The sequence below is a fragment of the Nanhaiella sioensis genome (assembly GCF_046557775.1).
GTDB lineage: Bacteria > Bacillota > Bacilli > Bacillales > SM2101 > Nanhaiella > Nanhaiella sioensis.
Genome location: NZ_JBKAEG010000001.1, coordinates 1,414,466 through 1,439,892, shown reverse-complemented (window position 1 = coordinate 1,439,892; position 25,427 = coordinate 1,414,466). Strand labels below are relative to the sequence as shown.

The window sequence follows — 25,427 nt, the reverse complement described above, 5'->3', positions numbered from 1 at the left end:
ATAATTGAGGTTTCCCTTCATTTGTTCCAATTCATTCAATTAGTTATTTTCGATCACGTTAAAATATTTCGCTTCAGGATGTGAGAAAACAATAGCCGAGACAGATGCTTCAGGTTCCATCATAAAGCCATCAGTTAAAGAAATTCCAATGTCATCTGGCTTTAATAAGCGGAAAAGCTTTCCTTGATCGTCCAAATTTGGACATGCTGGATAACCAAATGAAAAGCGTTGACCTTGATATTTGGCTGCAAAGCGCTGCTGCATTGTAAAGTCAGCTGGGTCAGGAAATCCCCATTGATCTCTCATCATTTGATGAATACGTTCGGCAAACCCTTCTGCTAGCTCAAGTGCGAGTGCTTGAATGGCATGACTTTTTAAAAACTCGCCCTTTTCTTTTAACATATTTGCCTTTTCTCTCACATCAAAGCCAGCTGAAACGACGAAGAAACCAACATAATCCATTTCACCACTATCGACTGAACGAATATAATCAGCCAAACATAAATATGGCTTTTTACGTTGTCGAGGAAACGTAAAACGTTCTAGGATTGTTGTTTTATCATTTGGGTCGTAAATGATGACGTCATCATCTTTTGATTGAGCAGGGAAAAATTGATAAACAGCTGCAGTTCGTAATAGGTTAGCTGTTTTTGCTTCAAGAAGTAAGTTATCAACTACTTCTTTTAAGGCAAGTGCTCGCTCATCTTGTTCAGCTATTAACTGATCTACCTTTCCTTTGAGCCCTAAATGATGTCCTAATAACATGCGCATGTTAATATATGGCTCAAGATGACCTATAGGATAACCTTTTAAGACATGCCTTTTTAAATCATTTGGCAAAGTTATTGGATTATTAGTCGCTACACTAGATTTAATTTTTTCTAATACGGCTACAGCAGTTTCTTTTTTAGTAGCTGTATTGATCTGTTTATAAGCTTCTTTCTTCGTTGCGACATCTGATAAAATCTTATTCTTTTCGTCTTCATCTTGCAGGCGGTTAACGATTGAAAGGCCATCCATCGCATCTTTCGCGTATAGGACTGGACCTTCGTATTCGGGAGCAATTTTTCGATCGGTAAATTTTCGAGATAGAGCTGCCCCACCAACTAATATAGGAATTGATATGTTTGATTGGCTCATATCTTGAGCAGTTAAGACCATTTGTTGAGCTGATTTAACGAGTAACCCTGATAAGCCGATGATATCAGGCTGTTCTTGTTGAATGGCTGATATCAGCTGTTGTGGTGTCACTTTGATACCTAGGTCAACGACTTGAAAGCCATTATTGCTTAAAATAATTTCTACAAGGTTTTTACCTATATCGTGGACATCACCTTTGACAGTTGCCAATAATACTTTCCCTTTTCCATGACCAGCTCCATCATTTGTTTCCATATAAGGCTCGAGGAAGGAAACCGAAGCTTTCATCACTTCTGCACTTTGTAATACTTCCGCTACGATCAGCTGATTGTCGTTGAAGAGACGACCGACTTCAGCCATACCTTCCATAAGAGGTCCGTTAATAATATCTAACGGTGTATCATATTTAGTTAAGGCGATTTCTAAGTCAGGAATTAAGCCTTCCTTCGTACCTTCAATCACATAGTCAGCGAGTCGTTCTGGCAGGGATCTATTGATGGCTGCTTTTTTCGGCTCCTTCTTTTTCCCGCGATAAAAAGCTGTAAATTCAGCTAGAATGTCATCTGTTGTTTCAAATAATAAATTCTCTGCTAGAGTCACTTCTTCTTGTGGAATGGAAGCAAATCTTTCAAGCTTTTGTGTATTGACAATCGCATAATCTAAACCAGCTACTGTGCAATGATAAAGGAAAACGGCATTTAAAATTTCACGCCCTACACCAGGTAATCCGAAAGAGACGTTGCTTATGCCAAGCATTGTTAAACAATGTGGTAATTTTTCTTTAATAAGCCTAATCCCTTCAACAGTTTCCTTCGCTGAGCCTATATACTGCTCATCACCTGTACCTACAGGGAAGACGAGAGGGTCAAATATAATATTTTCTGGCTTAAGTTTATATTTATTTACTAGTAGATCATAGGAACGTTGTGCGACCTCTAGCTTCCGTTCTCTCGTTACAGCCATGCCAATTTCATCAATGGTTCCAACAACAACAGCAGCCCCATATCGATGAATAAGTGGAACGACCTTTTCAAAACGTTCTTCGCCATCTTCTAGGTTAATTGAGTTAATGATCACCTTTCCTTGTGAATAAGATAGCGCTTTTTCTATCACTGCTTCATCTGTAGAATCAATAACGAGTGGTACTTTCACCTTTTTTACAACTTCTTGAATAAATTGCTCCATATCATCTAGCTCTTCGCGGTCTGGATCGGCTAGACAAATATCAACTACGTGGGCCCCACCTTTTACTTGTGCTCTACCGACTTCAGCAGCTTCTTCAAACTTACCATCAGCAATGAGGTTTTTAAATTTTCTTGAGCCGATTACATTTGTACGCTCTCCAACTAATAACGGTCGCATAGAATCATCGTATATAAGTGGTTCTATCCCAGCTACAGTGTGTTGATGATTACCTTCTTGGACACTTCGAGGCTTAAGACCTTCTACCTCTTTTGCAATCGCTCGGATATGTTCAGGTGTTGTCCCACAGCACCCTCCAATAATGTTTAGCCAACCATTTTTAGCAAAGCCTGCTATTTTCCTTGCTAATGATTGTGGAGACTCATGATATTGACCTTCTTCATCAGGTAAACCAGCATTAGGGTAACAGCTCACAGCTGTTTGAGATAATTGAGATAATGTGCGTAGATGGTCGGTCATAAATTCAGGACCTGTCGCACAATTTAAGCCGATGGATACTGGTTGCATGTGCTCTAAAGATAAATAAAATGCTTCAATATTTTGTCCAGCAAGCGTTGTACCCATCGGTTCTATCGTAACTGAAACCATGAGTGGTAAGGTTTTATTTGTTAATGTAAAAGCATTATTAATACCAAAAAAAGCAGCTTTTACATTAAGCATATCTTGACATGTTTCAAGTAATAAAAGGTCACAGCCACCATCAATTAAGCCTTTAGCTTGTGTTTCATACTCATTAACTAATTCAGAAAATGTTGTTCCACCAGTAACAGAAAGTGTTTTTGTTGTTGGTCCCATAGATCCAGCAACAAAGCGAGGCTTATCAGTAGTAGAGAAATCCTCGGCTGCTTTTTTGGCAATTTCAGCTGCAATTTTGTTTATATCATAGGCTTTATGTCCGAGTTGGTATTCATTTAGAACAAGGGGGGTTCCTCCAAAAGTGTTCGTTTCAATGATATCAGCCCCCGCTTCTAAATAAGATCGGTGAACCCAGTCAATGACATGAGGAGCTGTGATGTTTAAATGTTCGTTACAGCCGTCAAATTCTTCTCCTCCAAAATCTTCAGCCGTAAGGTTTGCTTCTTGAAGCATCGTCCCCATTGCTCCATCAATTATTAAAATTCGCTTGTTGATCTCTTGTTGAAAACGCTCAAAGCACATGATGAATCTTCCTTTCTCTTACTCCATCTTTTTTACGGATATAGTTTGTTAATGCTACAGTCATGTCATAGCGTAAAAATGGTGTAATTAAATAGATTCCTTTAAAAAATTCCATAGCCGTATCTATTAACTCCTGTGCAATTTTCACACCTTCTGCTGAGCATATTTCTCTATCTTCTCCACAGCTCTTCATACGGTGTAATATGTCATCAGCAAGCTTAATACCTGGAACCTCATGGTGTAAAAATTGGGCATTACGATAGTTTGTTAACGGCATAATACCAAGAAAGATAGGAACTTGTAAATGCTTGGTCGCTTTATAAATTTGGATTATCTGCTCTTGGCTAAACACAGGCTGACTAATAAATGAATCAGCACCGAATGCGATTTTCTTTTCAAGCCTTTTTACGGTTGGTTCTAAATGACGGACGTTTGGGTTAAAGGCAGCTGAAACACCAAAGTTCGTCTGTAATTTTAATGACGTTCCTGAGATTGACTGTCCGTTATTAAATTGTTTGATCATTTGTATTAGTTCAAATGATGAAACATCATATACTGAAGTAGCACCTGGAAAATTACCAACTTTAGTCGGATCACCAGTTACAGCCAATACTTGATTAATACCAAGTGTATGAATACCCATAATATGTGATTGAAGTCCTATGATGTTTCGATCACGACAAGTAATATGAACGAGAGGGCGTATATCATATTTTTCTTTTAAAATTGAAGCAACTGCAACATTACTTATGCGTGGAGTTGCTAGAGAGTTATCTGCTAAGGTAATCACATCAACCCCAGCCTGTTGAAGTGCTTGTGCACCTTTGAAAAATGTATCTGTATCCAAATGTTTCGGTGAATCAAGCTCAACAATGACTGTGCGTCTAGACTGTACCATTTCGTGTAAATGAGGTTCAGCAGCAACGGTAGGCTTACTGACTGAAATTGGTTTACGTTCCTTTACACGTTTTTCATCAATTGGAGTTAAACCATTTATTGCTTTCCTCATCGCCTCAATATGCTTTGGTGTCGTTCCACAACAACCACCTAACAATCTAACTCCTTGCTCGCGCATGCTAGTAGCTGCCTCTGCAAAATATTCAGCATCAGATTCATAAATCAGTCTTCCATCAACTAAGTCTGGTAAACTTGCATTAGGGTAGGCAGAAAGGTATGCATTGTTAGGCAAAGGAACTTGCTCAAGTGACTTAATTGTATGATAAGGACCGAGTCGGCAGTTTGTTCCAATCACATTTGCTCCAAGTTGCTCGAGCTTTGAAAATGCTTCATGTAATGGGGTACCATCCTGTAGTACGCCAACTTCATGCATAGACACTTGGGCAACGACTGGTTTTGTTGTTCTTTTCCTTACTTCTTGCAGTACGGTGTATAGTTCTTCAATGTCATAATAGGTTTCCAGTAAGATTCCATCAACATTTGCTTCTAACAGTGCATCAAGCTGTTCGATAAAAGCCCCTTTAATTTCTTCAAGTTCGGCAATACTTTTCCTTACGCCACGAATTCCACCTATAGTTCCTAATATATAATGCTCGTTACTTTTCCCGATGGAACGTTTTGCTATTTGAACTGCAGCTCTATTAATTTCTTTTACTTTATTTTCAAGGTCGTATCTAGCTAATTTAACACGATTTGCTCCATACGTATTAGTTTGGATAACATTAGCTCCTGCTTGAATATATGCTTCATGTACTTGTTGGATCCGATTTGGTTGAGTGAGGTTAAGTTCCTCAAAACAATAGTCGACACCGTATGAATAGAGGAGGGTCCCCATCGCACCGTCAGCAATTAAAATGTCATTTTTTAAACGTTCTAGTAGTTTCATAGGCTCACCTTATACTCTGGCTGCTGTGTTGGAAGTTGATCTAATGCTTGTGAGAAATCTGCTATAAGATCAAGAGGATTTTCAAGACCAACAGATAGTCGCAAAAGCCCGTCAGTGATTCCTCTTTTATTTCTTTCTTGAGCAGGCATAGCTGCATGCGACATTTTTGCCGGATAAGATAAAATGGATTCAACAGCACCTAGGCTGACAGCGAATACTGGTATTTTTATATATTTTGAAAGAATACGTACACTTTCAACATTCTTTAATTTAAAAGATAATACAGCACCTGGGCTAGTAGACTGCTCTTGTTGAAGGGTATATCCTTCATGGTCAGTTAAACCTGGGTAGTAAACCTCCTCAACTTTGGGGTGTTGTTGTAAAAATTGCGCAAGCTGTAATGCGCTTTGTGAAGATTGTGTCATGCGGACGTGCAATGTTTTTATGCCTCGTAAGACGAGCCAAGCATCTTGGACCCCAAGGACTGCACCGAATGCATTTTGAATAAAGGCAAGTTGGGTGGCTAACTGCTCATCTTTGACAACGGCTAGCCCCGCGATGACATCACTATGTCCTGATATGAACTTTGTTGCACTATGCAAAACGATATCTATACCTAAATCCAATGGTCGCTGTAAAATTGGAGTCATAAACGTATTGTCTAAAAATGTGAGACAACCTTGCTTTTTAGCTAGTGTGACAATAGCTCTAATATTAGTCACTTTAAGTAAAGGGTTTGACGGTGTCTCAATATATATTACCTTCGTATTTGTTTGAATAGAGTTTTTAACGTCCTGTAAGTTCGTCATGTCAACAAATGTGTGATCGATGCCGAATTTGGTTAGTACCTCCGTTACAACCCGAAATGTTCCACCGTACACATCCTCACTTATGAGGACATGATCTCCTTTTGATAACAGCATAAAAGCACTTGATATGGCTGCCATACCAGAGGAAAAAGCAAAGCCTCTCACACCATTTTCTAATTCTGCTATCGTCTCTTCTAAAGCTTCACGGGTAGGATTACCAGAACGACTATAGTCATATTTTGAAAAATTCTCTAAATCATCTTGATGAAATGTTGATGCATGCTGAATTGCAACACTTACTGCTCCTGTATGAGGATCTACTTTATGCTTATTATGAAGTAGCTTAGTTTGATCAGAAAATGAATTAGACATAGGTGTTTACTCCTTCCTTAGCAGCTTTTAATGCTGATATAAGGTCATCTATGAGATCATCAGCATTCTCGATACCTATTGAAAATCTTAATAAGCGATTGCAAATTCCGTTTGCAACTCTTATTTCTTCAGGTATATCTGCATGTGTTTGTGTAGTTGGATAGGTGATGAAGCTTTCAACGCCACCAAGACTTTCAGCAAAAGTGATTAGGCGTAAGTTTTGTAAAAATGGATTAACCCACTTTTCTTCTCGAATTTTAAACGACAACATGCCACCACGCTGTGGATAATAGATTTCTACAATATCTTCATGCGTTTGCAAAAATGAAGCGATTTTTTTTGCATTTTCTTCATGCTGTTTTAGACGTAAATGAAGAGTTTTCATTCCACGGATGAGTAACCATGAATCAAAAGGTGATAATACAGCACCAATTGCGTTATGGTAATTACCGAGTTGAGCAGATAGCTCCTCTCCTTTTGAAACAATTAACCCTGCTAGCACATCGTTGTGGCCCCCCAAGTATTTTGTCGCACTATGGATGACAATGTCTGCCCCTTGAGTTATAGGTTTTTGTAACAGTGGAGTATAAAATGTATTGTCCACGATTAATAATAAATCATTTTTCTTTGCAAGCTCTGCTGCAATTTTTAAATCAACCTCTTGCATAAGTGGATTTGTTGGAGTTTCTATAAATAAAGCTTTCGTATTGCTGTTTATTAACCCTTCTACAGCATTTATGTCACTAAAATCAGCATAGTGAAAAGTAAACCCATTTTTTCGAAAAGATTCTTCAAATAGCCGATATGTTCCTCCGTATAAATCATGTGTAACGATCAGTTCATCACCCTGCTCAAAGAGAGCTAATACTGTTTGAATCGCAGCCATACCTGAACTACAAGCAAAGCCTTGATCACCTTCCTCAAGTTGTGTTATTGCCTGTTCGACAATTTGTCGTGTTGGATTACCCGTTCGAATGTAATCATACCCTGTAGATTCGCCTATACCTGTGTGACGATAGGCTGTAGACAAATAGACAGGTGGATTGACCGTCCCAGTAACATTTTCACTTCTGTTTCCAATCTGGGCACATGCTGTTTCGATATTTATTCTTGTCATATAAATTCCTCCTCATTTCATTTGGTTTTCTATACTTGTTTAAAGTAGTAAAGTTTTGTGGTAGTTTTAGAACGTTAAGGACTTTTAAATCCATAAAAGAGAAATAAAAAAAGCCTTCTGATAAGAAGGCTTTGAGTTTAATCATCAGCTCTCCTTATCTTCCAAGCGAAAAGTATATACATTTCGCTTGCTGGATTTAGCACCTGACCATAAATTCGGCTGGTTGCTGAGGTTTCAAAGGGCCAGTCCCTCCACCTCTCTTGATAAGATGAATTGTTTATTTATCTTAGTTTTTAAGACTCCTACCTCTAAAAGAAGGAGCTTTCGATCAGGTGGGCTATATTTACCACCTGATTTAATGATTTTAAGTTGAATGAGTTAATGTATTAAATATTGATTGCATATAAATTTACAATAGATTTGACTGTTTTGCAAGATATTTTTAGAATTTTTTTATAAGTTAAAAAATGGTATGATCAATATATAACGTGTTCAACAAGGATAAAGAATACAGAAAATAATTAGGTAAATTGTATGCAGGTGGTGTGTTATATATGAAAACCTTTTTAATAAGGTTGACTACTTTTTCAGCTTTGTGGGGAGGGTTTCTCTATGTAGAAGTATCTTATTCAACAAGGTGGTACATATCCATTTTGGTTTGTGCTTTGTCGTTCGTCTGTTTCTTTTTCATTCCTATTGTTAAAAAAAAGCTAATATTCTATTCTCTGCTTCTTTGTATGTTGTTTGTTTCGAGTGTTTTGTTTATTCAAGACGAAAATACCTTTAGTAAATTACTATTTTTGTATATAACGATAGATGCTATTTCACTACTATCACAAAAGCATTATCAACTATTTTCAGCCGTTAGTGCAGGTTTAATGGGTATGCTGGTGATTTTTACTAATGCTATAAATGTTGAATTGGTTGTTATACTCATATTTTTTTATTATTTGAGCATTTTGTTAAATAAAAAAATGACGGAGACCAATTATAAACAAGACATGTATGAAGAGCTTTTAGGTGAATATCGAAATCTAAAACGTATTAGTTTACGAAATGAACGGGCAGCTCGATTAGAAGAAAGAACAGGAATTGCTCGTGAGATTCATGATTCTGTTGGTCATAAATTAACAGCATTGCTCATGCAAATCGAAATGCTTTCGATGAAAGAAAAACGACAGGAATATGGAATTTTGAGGGAGCTTGTTCGTGAAAGTTTAGAAGAAACGAGGCATGCGGTTAAAACACTTAAAGATGAAGAATTTGCAGGTCTGTCGTCAGTGCTTCAATTAATTAGAAAGTTAGAATCAGAGAGTCATATACTCGTGCATTTTACGACGAAGCAAGGAGCTTTATCTGTGAGCTTGTCCAATCAACAAAGTGTTACTTTATATAGAGTTATACAAGAGGCACTAACAAATGCGATGCGACATGCACAATCTCGTGAAGTATTTGTAACTATTGGTAAATCAGCTGTTGGAGATCTTTATTTTGAAGTGACGAATAAGATTTTTAAAACCGAATCTTTTACTATTGGATTTGGACTAAGTAACATGCAGAAACGTGTTGAAGAGCTAAATGGGGATATAAACTTCAATCAAACAGAGTCTCATTTTGTAGTTAAAGGATCATTTCCTGTATATGCAAAGGAGGTTATATAAATATGTATAACATTATTGTAGTAGAAGACCAAGCAATTGTTAGGCAGGGACTTGCCATGATGATTGAACAAGAAGACCAATTTCAAGTAGTGGCTCAAGCTGGAAATGGCCATGAGGCAATTGAACAATTGGAGAAGCATATGGCTGACGTTGTTGTAATGGATATAAGAATGCCCCATATGAATGGTCTTGAAGCTACTCGCCAAATTAAACAGCGATGGCCACAAGTGAAAATATTAATATTAACGACGTTTAACGATGATGAATATGCAATGCAAGCACTTAAAGATGGTGCCAATGGTTTTATGCTAAAAACAGCAGAGCCAGCGAAACTCGTTAGTGCAATACATAGTAGCTTAAACGGAGGTATGACTATACATGACGAAGTAGCTGCAAAAGTGATGCCTCGTTTGTTGACAGATAGACATCGGGAAAAAATAGACATTCCATTAACAAACCGTGAGCTTGCTGTAACAAAGTTAGTAGGCGAAGGAAAAACAAATAAGGAAATTTCTGAGGAATTGCACTTGTCGATAGGCACTGTAAAAAATCATATTACGCAAATACTACAGAAGCTTGATTTACGGGATCGCACACAACTCGCCATCTTTGCTGTGAAAAATGATATTACCTAAGCAGATAAAAATGAGAAAAGTACGGTGATTAATTATAGATTAATATACCATTAAGTCGGCAAGACATTGCACATGTATTCCAAAGTTCTGGTATATAGCGACCATATGATGACCTTGAAAGAATTGAGAAGGGGTTTTCACATTCTAACATTGTTGTAGAGTGCTTGGGATGGAGATGAGCTTGTGGGCATTGCACACTATTATTGTTGTTACTTATCAGATTTAGCTGTGTCAGCACCATTTTAACAAAGAGGTATTGGCAAAGAATTAATCGTGATCACCCAACAGGTTGTGGGTGATCAAGTGGCGCTTATTTTAAATTATCTTCAAAACAAGCGATGGATTACTATCCTAACATTGTTTCTTCGAAGCTTGATAATGCATTTAGGATTGCGAGAAAACAATGATCTAACGTGATTAAAGCATAGTGCGTAGGTTGGGAGCCGCAGAGGCTCTTTTTTTCATACAGTTTGACTTCGGACAGTAAAAGTAGTGAATTGGATAGTAAATACAAGGGTACGGATAGAAAAAGTAGAGAATTGGACAGAAAACGTACGAGTATGGACAGTAAGGCGTAAAATTAGCGCATTTGAATAATCATGTGACTAAGGTCATGTTTATCATTCAAATTGGTGACGTCAGACAGTGTGAAATGTCAATGAAAGACTGTACGATATAAATAGTTAGTTAGAAAGAGGAGGCGATAATATTGTTAGAAGTTGTAGAGTTGAAGAAGAAATTCAAACAAATCGTCGCTGTGGATGGAGCAAATATGTTTTTAGAGCGAGGAGAAACAATTGGTCTGCTCGGGCCAAATGGAGCAGGCAAATCTACTGCGATTTCGATGATTTCTACACTCATAGCACCTACGAGTGGTGATGTGCGCTTAAACAATACTAGTGTGTTAAAAAATCCGCAGTCGCTTAGAGAAATACTTGGAGTTGTCCCTCAAGACATTGCATTATATCCTGATTTGACCGCGAAAGAAAATCTTGAATTCTTTGGCAGTGTTCATAGATTAAAAGGATCAAAGCTTAAAAAACAAGTTGAAGAAGTTCTTCAAATTATTGGACTTGAAGAGAAGAAAAAGGAATTAGTAAAAAATTTTTCAGGTGGAATGAAGCGTCGTTTAAATATCGGTGTAGCCCTTTTACATGAACCAGAAATTATCATCATGGATGAACCTACGGTAGGAATTGATCCACAATCTAGAAATTATATCTTACAGACTGTTAAACATTTAAATCAAGAGAAGCAAATGACTGTTTTATATACGAGTCACTATATGGAGGAGGTCGAATTTATTTGCGATCGAATTTATATTATGGACCAAGGGAGAATTATTGCTTCTGGTACTAAAGATGAAATCAAAAATATTTTATCAAATGAAAAAACGTTAGAAATAAAAGTTGAGAGATTGAAGGATGACTTTATTTATTCACTCAAGAATCATCCTCTTATTAATAAATTATCCACCGAAAATCAATTAGTTACAATTATTGTAGCTAAGGAAGTGAATTTATTTAGCGAATTGTTTAAACTCGCTGAAGAAACGGATACGACGATCACTTCGGTTGAAGTAAAAGTACCTACATTAGAGGATGTTTTTCTTCATTTAACAGGAAGAGCATTAAGAAATTGAGGTGATGATTATGTTTTGGTATTTACTCAAAAAACAATTGTTACTATTTCTAAGAAACCGCCCGGAATTGCTGTTGTTACTTGGGATGCCGCTAATTTTAATCACGATTTTAGGTTTTGCATTAAGCGGTGTGATGGATGGTGATCATCTTGAAATCGACGCTAAAGTGGCGCTTATTGAAATTGGAAGTGAACAGGATGAGGTCGATCGTTTTATTAATGATTTAGAAGAAAAGCAATTGCCAGATGAGCAAAAAGAAGTCATTACAGCTGTTGCAAGTGAACTGTCACCAATTGACATCATAAAAAATGAAATATTTAAAAATGAGGAACTTTCATCCTTTTTATCACTTGAAGAATTTGATGAGAACGAGATTGAACAGCTAAAAAGTGATGACACATATGCTGTGATCATTGAAACACCAGAAAACTTTACGTATGACATATTGAATTCAATGTTTTTTAATGTAGATAACGTACCTGAGCTAAACTTTTATGTAAATGAAGGAAAAGATATAACATCAAAAATTGTTGAAGACGTAATCATGTTTTTTCAAAATCAGCTTTCCACATTTGTTATTTTGGGAAAACAAGGTGTGATAACAGAACAAGTATTTGCCAACCCAAGTGATATGGAGATCAACACAGAAACTGTGACAAAACGGGAGCCGGTTACTTCTCTCGGCTATTATGCAATAGGTATGAGTGTCATGTTCGTTCTGTATATCGCAACAACAATAGGGTCATATGCCCATGTTGAAAAAGAGTCTCTCGTCTTTGATCGTATCATGTTAGCAAACGTATCTAGGTGGGTCTATTTTACAAGTATATTTTGTTCGGCTGTTATACTAGCATTTCTTCAGTTATGTATATTATATGGTGTCGTCGCCTTTGTTTATCAAGTAACGTGGAATTCATTAGGAGCATTCATAGCTGTTACATTGTCAATATGTTTTACGACAGGTGGTCTTGCTGTGCTTATGACATCATTAAATTATCGCTTTAAATCAGCAGAAATATCTACCTTTTTCTCTTCAGTGGGCATTCCAGTTATCGCTTTTTTAGGTGGGAGCATGATGCCTATATCACAAATGCCTGAGTCTATGGCATTTATCTCTAAAATCACACCTAATGGAGCAGGTATGACAGCTTATTTGAAGATATTACAAGGATATTCTCTAACAGATGTAATCCCATCGTTGCTCACTTTATTTTCAATAGGAATTGTGCTTCTATTATGTTCAATTGCGAGCTTTCCTAAAAGGAGAGGTGCTTTATGATTACGATATTAAAGACAAAATTCCGGTTGTTAATGCGAAAACCATGGGCATATATTATTATGACAGCTGTTTGTATGCTCATTGCAATGTTTATAAGTAAGGGCTCTGAACAATCAATTAGCGTACCTGTTTATAGTGACTTGTCAGAGCAAGCAACGACTGAGTTTATAAATGAGCTTAAAAGCTCTGATGCTTTTAGTTTTAATTTAATGAGCAAAGAAGAACTAAATGAAACAGTGGCAGAAGGAAAAGCAGAGGCAGGAGTGATTCTTAGAGAGCGAGGTTTCGATCTCATTATTGCTGCAAACACAGAAAACCAAATGGTCATTAAGCAATATATACAGCAAAAGTATATTAATCATATGCAAAAACAGGCTCTAATAGTAGAAGCTGAACAACAGGAGTTCAGCACTGAGCCTATAGTAGAAGCATTTAACTCATTAGAAAATAATCAAGTTTTTACGATTAATAAAGAATATTTTCATTCAAGTGATGCCTTCTTATATGATGCAAATGTGCAAGGTTTGTTTGGAAGTGCCCTTTTCTTTGTAATATTTACGATTGCCATTAATGTATCAACTATTCTAGAAGAGAAAAAAGACGGGGTTTGGGATCGAATGATCTTGTCACCTGTTCGTAAATGGGAGATGTATGTTGGTAATCTGATGTATACATTTTTAGCAGGTTATTTCCAAGTCGTCATCGTATTTCTCGTTTTTCGGTACTTAACAAATATAGATTTTAATGGAGCGTTTTGGAAAGTACTATTGCTCCTTGTGCCTTACGTTTTTTCCATCGTAGCTTTATCAGTGATGTTAACAGGGTTTGTAAAAAATATTCAGCATTTTAATGCATTAATCCCAATTATTTCTGTAAGTATGGCGATGATTAGCGGGGCCTATTGGCCAATTGAAATCGTTACATCTGAAGTTTTATTAGCAATCTCGAAGGTTTTACCTCTTACTTATGGAATGGAGCTCTTAAAGGGAGCAGTTATATATGATTATTCAATGAGTGATTTTATCTTTCCAATAAGTATTTTATGTTTGATGGGTGTGTTGATGATGGGCGTAGGAATTAATTTTATTGAACGAAGACAAACGTAGATAAATGTTAGATGAGTTTTTATATGAAGATTTTTTAAAAGGCTCTTTACGTAAACTGTGTTGATATAGTTCCTAAGCTAGAAGATAAAGATGTCGTATGACTCAGCAGTCAATGTTTTATAGACGAAAAACTGCCCTGAATGTTACATGTATACGTGTTTAGATCTTACGAATAGCAACAATCCATACGGGAACAGCTAGAAAAAGTGTGAATAATTCGTAGTGGGAGGGCTTAATTTTGAAGGGCATATTAATTATTAATGGACACCCTAATGGTAATAGTTTCTGTTCAGCGTTAGGGAAAGCCTATAAAGATGGTGCATTAGAAGGTGATAACGAAGTTAGAGAACTATCTCTTGCTGAGTTGAAATTTAATCCAATTCTTAAAGGGTATGGTCAAACAATGGAGTTTGAGCAAGATTTACAGAGGGCTCAGGAATTCATAAAATGGTCGGATCATATCGTATTTACGTATCCAACATGGTGGGGAACGATGCCTGCATTATTAAAAGGATTTGTAGACCGGGTTTTTTCACCGGGATTTGCTTTTAAATATACTGAAGGTCCGCTTCCTGAAAAACTATTAAAAGGTAGGTCTGCGAGGTTAATTGTGACAATGGACTCACCAAAATGGTATTACAATATAGTTTATGGGAAGCCGGGACATAATGCCATGAAAAGGAGCACGCTTAAGTTTTGCGGAATTAATCCCGTTAAGATTACAACAATCGGACCTATTAGCCAATCGACAGATGACAAAAGACAAGTGTGGCTAAAAGAAATTAAACAATTAGGCATTTCGTCAGCATAATTCACTAAGATTAATTGTATTTGCCCCTTTACTTATAGCCAAGTGCTTAAGGTAAAGGGGCTTACTCGTTATAGCTTCTTTTGAAAGTGTAAGTTGCTTAATGCGATGTAATGGATAGCCTGTGTGCTCTGTTAAACTAGTAATGTATATAAATACTGTGATTGAATGTTTGGAAATGATTGTACAATTATTAGCTATATTTTGTATCGTATGGCGGTAACCTCACAGAGAAATGCTCATAGCAAATATGTTAAACTAAAAGGTAGCAAACAAAGAGAGGATTTTTTGATGAGTAAGACTGTAGTATTAGCTGAAAAGCCTTCAGTAGGTAGAGATATAGCAAGAGTATTAAAATGTCAGAAAAAGGGAAATGGATTTTTCGAAGGAGATAAATATATCGTCACATGGGCACTAGGTCATTTAGTCACATTAGCTGATCCAGAAGCATATGACGTGAAATATAAGTCATGGAAGTTAGAAGATTTACCAATGCTTCCTAACAAGGCAAAGCTCGTAGTTATTAAAAAAACGAGTAAGCAATTTAATACTGTAAAGGCACAATTAAATAGGAAAGATGTAAAGGAAGTAGTTATTGCCACAGATGCTGGCCGAGAGGGTGAGCTTGTAGCTAGGTGGATTCTTGAAAAAGTACGTATGAATAAACCAATCAAGCGCCTTTGGATATCATCTGTTACAGATAAGGCGATTACAGAGGGCTTTCGTAAATTAAGGAATGGAAAAGATTATGAAAATCTATATGCATCTGCTGTAGCTCGCGCTGAAGCTGATTGGTATGTGGGTATTAACGCAACACGTGCATTAACGACAAAATTCAATGCACAGTTGTCTTGTGGAAGAGTGCAAACACCAACAATTGCAATAATTTCAAAAAGAGAAGAAGAAATTCGTAACTTCAAACCGAAGACATATTATGGAATTCAAGCGATGACGAAAGATCATTTGAAATTAGTATGGTTAGATAATAACACAAAGGACACTAAAACATTTTCAAAAGATAAAATAGAAAACACTCTTCTAGCAGTTAATAATAAACATGCACAAGTTGTGGATGTGAATAAAATAGCGAAAAAGAGCTATGCACCACAGCTATATGATTTAACAGAATTACAAAGAGATGCCAATAAGCGTTTTGGATATTCTGCCAAAGAAACGCTCTCCATTATGCAAAAGCTGTACGAGCAGCATAAATTATTAACATATCCACGAACAGATTCTAGATATATATCAACGGATATTGTGGCTACATTAAAGGACAGGGTTGATGCTTGTAGTATTCAGCCATATGCGAAATTAGCAATGAAAATATTGAAACAACCAATTAAGGCGAAGAAATCTTTTGTTGATAATAGTAAGGTTTCTGATCACCATGCTATTATACCGACTGAACAATCAGCCATGTTAAGCTCGCTTAGTGACAAAGAGAGAAAGATATATGATTTAGTGGTAAAACGTTTTTTAGCTGTACTCTTCCCAGCATTTGAATATGAACAAACAACAATAGTTACATCTATTGCTAGTGAGCAATTTATTGCCAAAGGGAAGCGGATTATAAACCAAGGGTGGAAAGAGGTCTATGAAAACCAATTTGATGATGAAGTAAACGATGTTATTTCTGAACAAACGTTACCAAGCATCTCAAAAGGGGATGTATTGCAAATTACAGCAGTGTCGCAAACAACAGGAGAAACCAAACCTCCTGAACCGTTCACTGAAGCTAGCTTATTGTCTGCAATGGAAAACCCTAAAAAGTATATGAAAAAGAACGATAAACAATTAATAAATACAATTGGAAAAACTGGTGGGCTCGGTACGGTAGCAACAAGAGCAGATATTATAGAAAAGCTATTTAATAGCTTTTTAATAGAAAAAAGAGGGAAAAGTATCTTTATTACTTCCAAAGGGAAACAACTGCTAGACTTAGTTCCTGAGGATTTAAAATCACCGGAACTTACAGCAGAATGGGAACAAAAACTAGAGGCTATTTCAAAAGGATCTCTCCAAAAAACAGCATTTATAAATGAAATGAAACATTACGCAAAGGATGTTGTTCATAAGATAAAGAATAGTGACAAGAAATTTAAGCATGATAATGTAACTGGCAAGAAATGCCCTGATTGTGGAAAACCAATGCTAGAGGTAAACGGAAAGAAAGGAAAAATGCTTGTTTGTCAAGATCGTGAATGTGGCCATCGGAAAAATGTATCAAAAGTAACGAATGCACGGTGCCCGAATTGTCGAAAAAAACTAGAGCTACGTGGTGAAGGAGAAGGTCAAATATTTGTCTGTAGCTGTGGACATCGTGAAAAACTATCTACATTTAATGAACGTAGAAAAAGCTCGAAAAATAAAAACGTTTCGAAACGAGAAGTATCGAACTATTTAAAGAAACAAAACAAACAAAGTGATGAATTTAAAAATCCTGCCTTAGCTGAAGCGTTAGCGAAGCTAAAATTAAAAAAATAGTAACAAAAAACGATAGGTGCTCACATGCAGTCACCTGTCGTTTTTTGTTGAAAGGCAGTTTTCGAATGGATTGTTGTATTTCGTACTAAAATTTTAAAGTATCTTTTCTTTTGCTAAAAAGATGACAAACGTATTAAACGATATGTTGCGATTTTAAATGGTAACAAAAGTATACGTAAAGCGTTTGTTGAAAAGAGAAAAAGTGTTGGGTTTTGGTGTTCTTAAAAAAGTACAAAATGTAAGAGAATAAAAGTAATAGTGAGTAAACAGTAGCAATTATGTTCTTTATAAAGAAAAATAACCGATTTTGACAGTTTTCTTTTCTTAAAAATCATTTTATACTCAAGTTGTTGATTCGTTATAACGAATTATTAACGAACAACAAAACGATGGAACGATTTTAGTAGAAGCCTTGTTGCAACTTCTTATGCATCTACATAAGGGTTCCAAATAAATATCATAACTTTTAAAGAAAAAGAGGAGGAAACAAAATGGGTATTAAAAAGAAATTAGGTTTAGGAATGGCATCAGCAGCACTAGGATTATCACTAATCGGTGGAGGAACTTTTGCATACTTTAGTGACAGTGCAGAAGTAACTAATACATTTGCAGCAGGAACTCTTGATCTTTCAGTTAGTAATACTGAATTGTTCATGGTGGATAATTTAAAACCAGGAGATTGGATGGAAAGAACATTCACTATATCAAACGCTGGAACGTTAAACATAAAAGATGTGTTATTAACTACAACGATAGACGAAGCTGATTTAGAGGGCGACAATCCGGATGCTTTTGCAAATCATTTTACGGTTGAGTTTATAACAAGTGATGGACAAACAATTTTAGAAAACAAAACACTTGCTGAGCTTCAAGGAATGACTCCTGATATTACGACACATTCAAGTGCTTTGAAAAACTTACCTGTTGGTGACACAGATGAAATTAAGGTTAAAATTACATTTGTAGACAATGGTGAAGATCAAAACCATTTCCAAGGGGATTCTTTAGAGGTAGGATTTAGCTTGGAAGCTACTCAAGAAGCTGGTGAAGAAAGATAGTTTTAGATTATATGTAAAAAAATTAACTAATAAAGGCAGGGGAATTCCTCTGCCTTTTGCTTTGTCATTAATCTGTAATCATATGTATCTAACAAATAAAAATTGTATTATTAAGGAAAATTGAGAGAATATGAGAAAACAAGAGAAAACAATGTTCTTTATAAAGAATATTCGTATATTTAGTGGTTTATCTTCACTTTCGTATCAGCTATGATGTAGATAGTTCTTTAAAAAGAACAAAAAGTACTATTTAGTGAACGTTTAGTAACACTTTATGTCATGCATAAAGGTTTACAATAAAAAAATAAAAAAGAAAATGGGGAGGAAACAAAATGGGTATTAAAAAGAAATTAGGTTTAGGAATGGCGTCGGCAGCACTGGGCGTATCACTAATTGGTGGAGGAACATTTGCATATTTTAGTGATACTGCCGAAGTATCGAATACTTTTGCAGCAGGTACACTAGACTTATCGGTTGATCCAGAAACAATCATTAACGTTAATGATATTAAACCTGGGGATTGGATGAAAAGAAATTTCAAGCTGATAAACAGTGGATCTCTAGATATAAGTTCTGTAGATTTAATTACGAGTTATACGGTTACAGAGGCGGACGGTAGCCCAGCTAATAATGGGGAGGAAGACTTGGGAAAACATATTAAAGTTCAATTCTTAAAAAATAAAGACAAGAAAACTGAAGTCATTGATGAAAAAACACTATACGAATTAAAAAATATGACACCAGATGCTGTTGAAAATTTGAGATGGAAAGGTGAGAAAGATGGCTTAAAAGCAGGTGATACAGATAAACTTCGCGTTAAATTTATTTTCGTAGACAATGATGAGGATCAAAATGTGTTTCAAGGGGACAAGCTGGAGTTAAAATGGGAGTTTGTAGCTCATCAAACTGATGGGGAAGAAAAATAAAAATAAGATTGTAATTAATTCGAAATAGAAAGACGTTACTAGATCTATCGTTTTGGCTGTTTTCACATTGATTGTTTAAGATATAAACACGTACACAACAAGAGTTCACAGCATCTTTCCTCTGTACAATGATGACTACCAAAATAAACTTCTTTTCTGGTACAAAATTGATAGCAATAGCAACAAAGCTTATGAAAAGAGCCTTTGTTGTTAAGTAACGTAGTTCTTTATTGAGAAATTTGCAAATAGAATCATGATCTAACTTATGAAACAACAAAGTAAGAATGACAATGGATATGTATAAATTTAGATGATCATCACATTCTTCAATAAAAGATAATGTTCTTTAAGGTTATACATCGTTGTTAAAACGTTCTTTATTAAGAACTATCTATCGTGTTGTTTATGTGAGTGTTGTTATTAAATGTATGACAAATAAAACTACCGTTAAGGGAGGAAACGAAATGACATTGAAAAAAAAGCTAGGCATGGGAATAGCCTCAGCAGCTTTAGGACTATCATTAGTTGGTGGAGGAACATTTGCATATTTTAGCGATTCAGTTGATACTGAGAACACATTTGCAGCTGGTACATTAAATCTCTCAATTGACCCATCTGTAATTATTGATGTAAATAATATAAAACCAGGAGATAAAATGCCTAGAAGGTTTTACTTAGTTAACGATGGCTCTTTAGACATTAGTAGGATTGACTTGAATACGAGTTACGAAGTAATTGATACAAAAAATGATAATAACGGTGAGGATTTTGCTGAACATATTAAGGTGAATTTCTTAGATAATGATGATAAAAATACCCATCCAATATTTACAACTACACTTGCTGATTTAGATAGTTCCACAATTGATTTGTTACAAGAGAACGGCTGGACTCCTGATGATGAGGAGGGATTAAAGAGTGGTGAACAAGATACTTTGTTTGTAGAATTCGAATTCGTAGATAATGGTTTTGATCAAAATATCTTCCAAGGCGACATATTGAAATTAACATGGACGTTTGATGCACATCAAACCGAGGGAGAAGAGCGGTAAGCATAGTTTGTCTGTTCCATCTATATAAGAGGAGTTATCCAATAAGTCAATCATTCTAATAATGGATGACTCCTCTAGCATATTGAGTTTCACCCTTCTTCATATTCCTTCTATATACCTCTTTTGGACAACCTCTAAACGAACCACTTGAATGACAACTTACTTGAACAAATTAACTAAGCCAAACTATTTTATGAGAAACATCGAATTAATACATATCCATGTCTATTATCTATCCCCTCAAGTAACTACGCCATATTACGTTCTTCATGTGATGTTGTTTCGAGGGAGGTGGCTAAATCGTCGCCTCATTTGTTAATATCACCCTCTAACGTCTGTCGTCTCAGAACCCAAAAGACAATAATACCTTAAACAAGATGATCAATTCACTTCTATATTAAATGGTAGAACCTCCCTAGGTAATGCTATATAATGGAAGTGTAAAGAGGGTTTTATCCTAAATAGAAGGAGGGATAAAGTATGGATGTTGTATCAATCATTGCCGAAGATAAAATAAAAAGGGCATATAGCGACGGGGAGTTTAATCACCTTCCAGGTAAGGGGAAGCCCCTAGTCTTAGAAGATTTATCACATATACCAGAACACCTCCGTATGAGTTATAAGATGTTAAAAAATGCTGGAATGATGCAGGAAGCAGATGAATTAAAAAAAGAGATGATGACAATAGAACAGTTGATTGCATCAACTCAAAATGAAGCCGAAAAACTCAAATTAACAAATAGGTTAAACGAAAAAATGATTCGTTTTAATCAACTGATGGAAAAAAGAACTGTGTCTTCGAACTCCTCTGCCTTTAAACAATATCAGCAACAAATTCATAACAAGCTTTGGTAAGTCATTTTATGAAGTGATTAAAGCTGAAAAATATATATAATGTTTCTGTAGAATCATATGTTTATTACTAGAGGCTGGGACATAAGTGGAAAACTAACTGGTTTTTATACATTAAGCAAAAATAAAACCGCACGAAATCAAGGTTTATAAATTTGATTTCGTGCGGTTTCTTCATTTTAATTAGGTTTTGTCCCAGCCTCTTTTTGCGCTCTCGATTATTGCCTTGACGAAAACGATTTAGTAAAAAACAAACAACAAAGAAGATATAAATTATAAAATGTGAACAATTTAAGAAAACGATTCCATTGCTTTCATATCAATCCTTTTGAGGGTGTGTATATCTAAAATAATGTGACCTAATACAAAATTTCCTTACTTAAAAGGAGCGAAAACATTTCTTACAATATATGTAGAGAGAACACATCGAGTATAAGAGGTGGTGAACATATGGATGCAAAAATTGACCAAGCTTCTGAGGAAGTCATTATCACCAGTACAAAAAAAGAAAAAGTAAAAAAGGTATCCAGAACAATAATTTCACAAAAATATTTACAAGTCATGGCTCTTCTCGGAGTCGTATGGATGTTTATATTTAATTACATCCCTATGTATGGGGCAATTATAGCTTTTAAAGAGTACAGCATTATTAAATCGATTGCAGAAGCACCTTGGGTCGGCTTATTGCATTTCAAGGAATTTTTGCAAGACGAGGAATTTGTAAATGTACTTAAAAACACACTTGGAATTAGTTTGATTAAACTATTTATTGGTTTTCCATTACCAATTATTTTCGCACTATTATTAAATGAGCTAACGTCATTAAAGTTCAAAAAAGCAGTTCAAACAATTACCTATTTACCTCACTTCCTTTCGTGGGTTGTGTTAGGCGGAATTGTCACAACATGGTTAGCTGATATCGGGTTTATTAATGATATTCTACTAGGTTTAGGAATCATCGATGATCGAGTAAGTTATTTAGCTGATCCGAAATACTTTTGGGGAATTGTGATCACATCTGATATATGGAAAGAGCTAGGTTGGTCAGCGATCATTTATTTAGCAGCAATCGCAGGTGTCTCTCCTGAGCTATACGAATCTGCGAGAATTGATGGGGCAGGTCGTTTGCAAAGAATGTGGCACGTAACTTTACCATCGATTCGTCCAACAATTACAATCTTATTTATCTTAGCTGTCAGCGGTGTGTTAAATTCAAATTTTGACCAAATCTTAATTTTACGTAATCAATTAAATGAAAGCGCTAGTAATGTAATAGACATTTACGTGTATTCAACGGGTATCCAAAATGGTCGTTTCTCCTATGCAGCAGCAATTGGGTTATTTAAAGCAGTCATCGCCTTCATATTGTTGTTAGGTGCAAACAAGATTACTAAAAAACTAGACGGAACAACGTTATTCTAGGAGGTGACTGACTTATGTTAAAGCTATTTAAATTGAATCGAAGAACAAAAAGCGAATATATCTTTGATACTTTTAACTTATTATTAATGCTGTTCATATGTTTTATCACCATTTACCCAATTTGGTATGTTATAGTAAATTCTTTAAATGACGGTGTCGATGCGATGCAAGGAGGAATTTACTGGTGGCCACGAGAATTTACGCTAGAAAACTATGCAGCAGTATTTTCTAACCAAGGTATCGTTACATCATTTGGAGTTACAATTGCCAAGACAGTCATCGGAACAATTGCACATGTGTTTTTCACCGCAATGGTAGCGTATGCTTTTTCGAGAAAAGATTTAACTGGTAGAAAGATATACATGTTTATCGGTGTTGTTACGATGTTCTTTAACGGAGGTTTAATCCCTTACTTCCTATTAATAAGAGATATTGGCTTATTTGATAATTTTCTTGTGTACATTATCCCGACATTGTTTAATTTCTTCCATCTTATTATTTTCGTCTCTTTCTTTAAACAATTACCGCCATCACTAGAGGAAGCAGCAAAAATAGATGGTGCCAATGATTTTATGATATTTATTAAAGTCATTATTCCGTTGTCAATGCCTGTTATTGCGACGATAGCATTATTCCAAGGTGTTTATCAATGGAATGACTACTTTGCAGGGGTAATATTTGTTAATAATCCTGATTTACAACCGATACAGACGTATTTATATAGGGTAGTAGCTGAATCCAGTTCTAATCAGATGCTAGCTAATGCGCCTGGAGGCATAACGACGAGAACTGTTACATCACAATCTATTAAACTAGCAACGATGGTCGTTACGACATTGCCTATCGTCCTAGTATATCCATTCCTACAAAAATACTTTGTTAAAGGAATGTTAATTGGATCAGTAAAAGGGTAATATAATTTTGTTTTGAATATCTTTTTACTTAAAAAGATATTTAAATATATTGGACTCTGAATGGTACTGAGTACTTAATAGAAAGAGGAATGGATGTTATGATAGAATAAATTGTTCCTCTTTCTTTATGAAAGTATTTAACTAACGAGTATCATAAACAGATTCTAACTTATAAAAGGAAAAGAAAGGGGTTTATTATGAAAAGAGTATTTTCTTTAAAGGGCTTATCATTATTATTAGTGTTAGCACTATTTCTTTCCATTATTGCAGGATGTGGAAGTAAGGAAACAAATGAAACCGCTTCCCAGAAAGACGAAGGAGAAAAAACGACAAGAACTGCTGATGAACCTGCATGGCAGGCTGATACATCTCCTATAGAGTTTGATTGGTATGTAAACTTCTCATGGTTTGCTCATAAATGGGGAGAAGATGCTATCTCAAAATATGTAACAGATAAAACTGGAGTATCAATTAACTTCCTTGCGCCAGCAGGTAATGAAATTGAAAAAATGAATACGATGATTGCTTCTGGAAAAATACCTGACTTTATTACAATCGGTTGGTGGGAAGATGCAGTCAAGCAAATGATTGAGGGAGAATTAGTACATCCATTAAATGAGCTAGCTGACCAATACGATCCTTACTTCTTTAAAGTAGCAGATGGTGCGAAGCTTGAATGGTATAAACAAGAAGATGGAAACGTTTACGGCTATCCGAACGCATCATCTTCACCGAAAGACTTTGAAAAATATAGTGAGTTTAAATCATCAAACCAAACGTTCTTAGTTAGAAAAGATATGTATGAAGCAATTGGTAGCCCTGACATGAGCACTCCAGAAGGATTCTTAAATGCTCTTGAAGCAGCAAAAGAGGAATTCCCTGAAGTGAACGGCGCACCATTAATTCCACTAGGACTAAATGAGTTTACAGATGTCGGTAACTCTTCATTAGAAGGTTATTTACAAAATTTCTTAGCAATTCCTTGGGAAAAAGATGGAGAAGTATATGACCGTCGAACAGATGCTGAATACTTAGCTTGGTTAAAAACATTTAGAGAAGCAAGTGACAAAGGTTTACTATCTGACGATATCTTTATTGATAAACGCCCACAAATGGAAGAAAAAATTGCACAAGGTAGATACTTTGCAATGTTATATCAACGTAGTGATATGGCTGCACAACAGCAAGCATTATATGCTCAAGACCCTAACAGCGTATATATAGCTGTAGACGGACCAGCTAACTCAAACGGTGATGAGCCAACACTTGCTGGAGACAGTATCTCTGGATGGACAATAACGTTAATTTCTAAAGAAGTAGAAGATCCTGAGAGAGCGATTGCCTTCTTGAGCTATTTAATTAGTGAAGAAGGTCAAAAAGATACTTTCCTAGGTATAGAAGATGAAACATACGAAGTTGTTGACGGAAAACCTCAGTTCACAGCTGATGTTCAAGAGTTATTAGATACTGACCGTGCTAAATTTGATTTAGAAATTGGAGCTTCACATAAATATTGGATGCTTATGGATACAAACATGACCCTTCCTTGGATGCCACCAGCTGTAGCACCTTTCAAACAAATGGAAGATTGGACAAGAGGGAAAACAGTTAGCTTTGCTGAGTTTGATGGTATGAATCCAACAGGAACCTCAGAAGAAGGTGTAGCGGCTAATAAGATTGCACAAGAGTGGGGTAAAACATTACCAAAATTAATTCTTGCAGAATCTGATAAAGAATTTGATGAGATTTTTGACGAGTTCTTAAAGAAACGTGATGATTTAGGACAAGACAAAGTTGAAGCTTACCAACAAAAAATATATGAAGAAAATAAAGCGAAAATCGAAGCTTCAAAATAATAATACAAGAGTAAAAAAGCTGCTTGCGAAGGAATTATCCTTAGTAAGCAGTTTTTTTCTTGTAGACAGAATGGTGGTGAGTGACGG

General features: G+C 35.8%; 18 protein-coding genes and 1 riboswitch. Of the genes, 14 read left to right on the top strand and 4 right to left on the bottom strand.

The window, feature by feature from the left end; genetic code table 11:
• Nucleotides 1-39 precede the first annotated feature (39 nt).
• From metH to V1503_RS06660, 4 genes are read right to left on the bottom strand one after another with little or no spacing between them, the layout of a single operon-like run.
• Nucleotides 40-3,501: a methionine synthase gene (gene metH / locus V1503_RS06675; RefSeq protein ID WP_410625737.1), complete on the bottom strand. Its 3,462-nt coding sequence runs from the start codon at nt 3,499-3,501 to the stop codon at nt 40-42.
• Nucleotides 3,491-5,344: a bifunctional homocysteine S-methyltransferase/methylenetetrahydrofolate reductase gene (locus tag V1503_RS06670; RefSeq protein ID WP_410625735.1), complete on the bottom strand. Its 1,854-nt coding sequence runs from the start codon at nt 5,342-5,344 to the stop codon at nt 3,491-3,493. Before V1503_RS06670 ends, metH begins: the two co-directional genes overlap by 11 nt.
• Entirely contained in the window at nt 5,341-6,525 is a 1,185-nt protein-coding gene (gene metC / locus V1503_RS06665) for a cystathionine beta-lyase (RefSeq protein WP_320259019.1), read from the bottom strand. Before metC ends, V1503_RS06670 begins: the two co-directional genes overlap by 4 nt.
• Nucleotides 6,518-7,642, bottom strand: coding sequence for a methionine biosynthesis PLP-dependent protein (locus V1503_RS06660; RefSeq protein ID WP_410625733.1), 1,125 nt, complete (start codon nt 7,640-7,642; stop codon nt 6,518-6,520). Before V1503_RS06660 ends, metC begins: the two co-directional genes overlap by 8 nt.
• 151 nt (nt 7,643-7,793) lie before the next feature.
• Nucleotides 7,794-7,912: riboswitch (SAM riboswitch) on the bottom strand.
• Nucleotides 7,913-8,196: 284 nt separating this feature from the next.
• On the opposite strand from V1503_RS06660, the gene V1503_RS06655 reads away from it, so the two are divergent.
• From V1503_RS06655 to V1503_RS06590, 14 genes are all read left to right on the top strand, one after another.
• Nucleotides 8,197-9,303 (top strand): sensor histidine kinase, encoded by a 1,107-nt coding sequence (locus tag V1503_RS06655; RefSeq protein ID WP_410625731.1) that lies wholly within the window; start codon nt 8,197-8,199, stop codon nt 9,301-9,303.
• Nucleotides 9,304-9,305: 2 nt separating this feature from the next.
• Nucleotides 9,306-9,938 carry a response regulator transcription factor gene (locus tag V1503_RS06650; protein WP_410625729.1) on the top strand — a complete coding sequence of 211 codons (633 nt, stop codon included), beginning with the start codon at nt 9,306-9,308 and terminating at the stop codon, nt 9,936-9,938.
• 709 nt (nt 9,939-10,647) lie between these two features.
• On the top strand, nt 10,648-11,580 hold the full coding sequence (locus V1503_RS06645) for an ABC transporter ATP-binding protein (RefSeq protein ID WP_214480518.1): 933 nt from the start codon (nt 10,648-10,650) through the stop codon (nt 11,578-11,580).
• A gap of 10 nt (nt 11,581-11,590) precedes the next feature.
• Nucleotides 11,591-12,859 carry an ABC transporter permease gene (locus V1503_RS06640; protein ID WP_410625727.1) on the top strand — a complete coding sequence of 423 codons (1,269 nt, stop codon included), beginning with the start codon at nt 11,591-11,593 and terminating at the stop codon, nt 12,857-12,859.
• The gene (locus V1503_RS06635) at nt 12,856-13,965 is read left to right on the top strand and encodes an ABC transporter permease (protein ID WP_410625725.1); all 1,110 of its coding nucleotides are present in this window, start codon (nt 12,856-12,858) and stop codon (nt 13,963-13,965) included. The genes V1503_RS06640 and V1503_RS06635 overlap by 4 nt, the downstream gene beginning before the upstream one ends.
• Nucleotides 13,966-14,200: 235 nt before the next feature.
• Nucleotides 14,201-14,776, top strand: coding sequence for an NAD(P)H-dependent oxidoreductase (locus tag V1503_RS06630; protein WP_320259056.1), 576 nt, complete (start codon nt 14,201-14,203; stop codon nt 14,774-14,776).
• A 288-nt stretch (nt 14,777-15,064) separates the two neighbouring features.
• On the top strand, nt 15,065-17,260 hold the full coding sequence (locus V1503_RS06625) for a DNA topoisomerase III (protein WP_410625723.1): 2,196 nt from the start codon (nt 15,065-15,067) through the stop codon (nt 17,258-17,260).
• 491 nt (nt 17,261-17,751) lie between these two features.
• Nucleotides 17,752-18,318, top strand: a complete 567-nt coding sequence (locus V1503_RS06620; protein WP_410625721.1) for a TasA family protein — start codon at nt 17,752-17,754, stop codon at nt 18,316-18,318.
• Nucleotides 18,319-18,650: 332 nt separating this feature from the next.
• Nucleotides 18,651-19,244 carry a TasA family protein gene (locus tag V1503_RS06615; RefSeq protein ID WP_410625719.1) on the top strand — a complete coding sequence of 198 codons (594 nt, stop codon included), beginning with the start codon at nt 18,651-18,653 and terminating at the stop codon, nt 19,242-19,244.
• Nucleotides 19,245-19,708: 464 nt separating this feature from the next.
• Nucleotides 19,709-20,296, top strand: a complete 588-nt coding sequence (locus V1503_RS06610) for a TasA family protein (RefSeq protein ID WP_214480512.1) — start codon at nt 19,709-19,711, stop codon at nt 20,294-20,296.
• Nucleotides 20,297-20,776: 480 nt separating this feature from the next.
• Nucleotides 20,777-21,151 (top strand): DnaJ family domain-containing protein, encoded by a 375-nt coding sequence (locus V1503_RS06605; protein ID WP_410625716.1) that lies wholly within the window; start codon nt 20,777-20,779, stop codon nt 21,149-21,151.
• A 447-nt stretch (nt 21,152-21,598) separates the two neighbouring features.
• Complete coding sequence (locus V1503_RS06600; protein ID WP_410625714.1) at nt 21,599-22,570, top strand: ABC transporter permease; 972 nt, start codon at nt 21,599-21,601, stop codon at nt 22,568-22,570.
• 14 nt (nt 22,571-22,584) lie between these two features.
• Entirely contained in the window at nt 22,585-23,484 is a 900-nt protein-coding gene (locus tag V1503_RS06595; protein WP_214480509.1) for a carbohydrate ABC transporter permease, read from the top strand.
• Between the two features lie 197 nt (nt 23,485-23,681).
• Complete coding sequence (locus V1503_RS06590) at nt 23,682-25,340, top strand: type 2 periplasmic-binding domain-containing protein (RefSeq protein ID WP_320259007.1); 1,659 nt, start codon at nt 23,682-23,684, stop codon at nt 25,338-25,340.
• Nucleotides 25,341-25,427: the final 87 nt, after the last annotated feature.

Bases quoted from the DNA above. Each gene is read 5' to 3' on its own strand.
- metH (WP_410625737.1), bottom strand. From the start codon at position 3,501: ATGTGCTTTGAGCGTTTTCAACAAGAGATCAACAAGCGAATTTTAATA.
- V1503_RS06670 (WP_410625735.1), bottom strand. From the start codon at position 5,344: ATGAAACTACTAGAACGTTTAAAAAATGACATTTTAATTGCTGACGGT.
- metC (WP_320259019.1), bottom strand. From the start codon at position 6,525: ATGTCTAATTCATTTTCTGATCAAACTAAGCTACTTCATAATAAGCAT.
- V1503_RS06660 (WP_410625733.1), bottom strand. From the start codon at position 7,642: ATGACAAGAATAAATATCGAAACAGCATGTGCCCAGATTGGAAACAGA.
- V1503_RS06655 (WP_410625731.1), top strand. From the start codon at position 8,197: ATGAAAACCTTTTTAATAAGGTTGACTACTTTTTCAGCTTTGTGGGGA.
- V1503_RS06650 (WP_410625729.1), top strand. From the start codon at position 9,306: ATGTATAACATTATTGTAGTAGAAGACCAAGCAATTGTTAGGCAGGGA.
- V1503_RS06640 (WP_410625727.1), top strand. From the start codon at position 11,591: ATGTTTTGGTATTTACTCAAAAAACAATTGTTACTATTTCTAAGAAAC.
- V1503_RS06635 (WP_410625725.1), top strand. From the start codon at position 12,856: ATGATTACGATATTAAAGACAAAATTCCGGTTGTTAATGCGAAAACCA.
- V1503_RS06625 (WP_410625723.1), top strand. From the start codon at position 15,065: ATGAGTAAGACTGTAGTATTAGCTGAAAAGCCTTCAGTAGGTAGAGAT.
- V1503_RS06620 (WP_410625721.1), top strand. From the start codon at position 17,752: ATGGGTATTAAAAAGAAATTAGGTTTAGGAATGGCATCAGCAGCACTA.
- V1503_RS06615 (WP_410625719.1), top strand. From the start codon at position 18,651: ATGGGTATTAAAAAGAAATTAGGTTTAGGAATGGCGTCGGCAGCACTG.
- V1503_RS06610 (WP_214480512.1), top strand. From the start codon at position 19,709: ATGACATTGAAAAAAAAGCTAGGCATGGGAATAGCCTCAGCAGCTTTA.
- V1503_RS06605 (WP_410625716.1), top strand. From the start codon at position 20,777: ATGGATGTTGTATCAATCATTGCCGAAGATAAAATAAAAAGGGCATAT.
- V1503_RS06600 (WP_410625714.1), top strand. From the start codon at position 21,599: ATGGATGCAAAAATTGACCAAGCTTCTGAGGAAGTCATTATCACCAGT.
- V1503_RS06595 (WP_214480509.1), top strand. From the start codon at position 22,585: ATGTTAAAGCTATTTAAATTGAATCGAAGAACAAAAAGCGAATATATC.
- V1503_RS06590 (WP_320259007.1), top strand. From the start codon at position 23,682: ATGAAAAGAGTATTTTCTTTAAAGGGCTTATCATTATTATTAGTGTTA.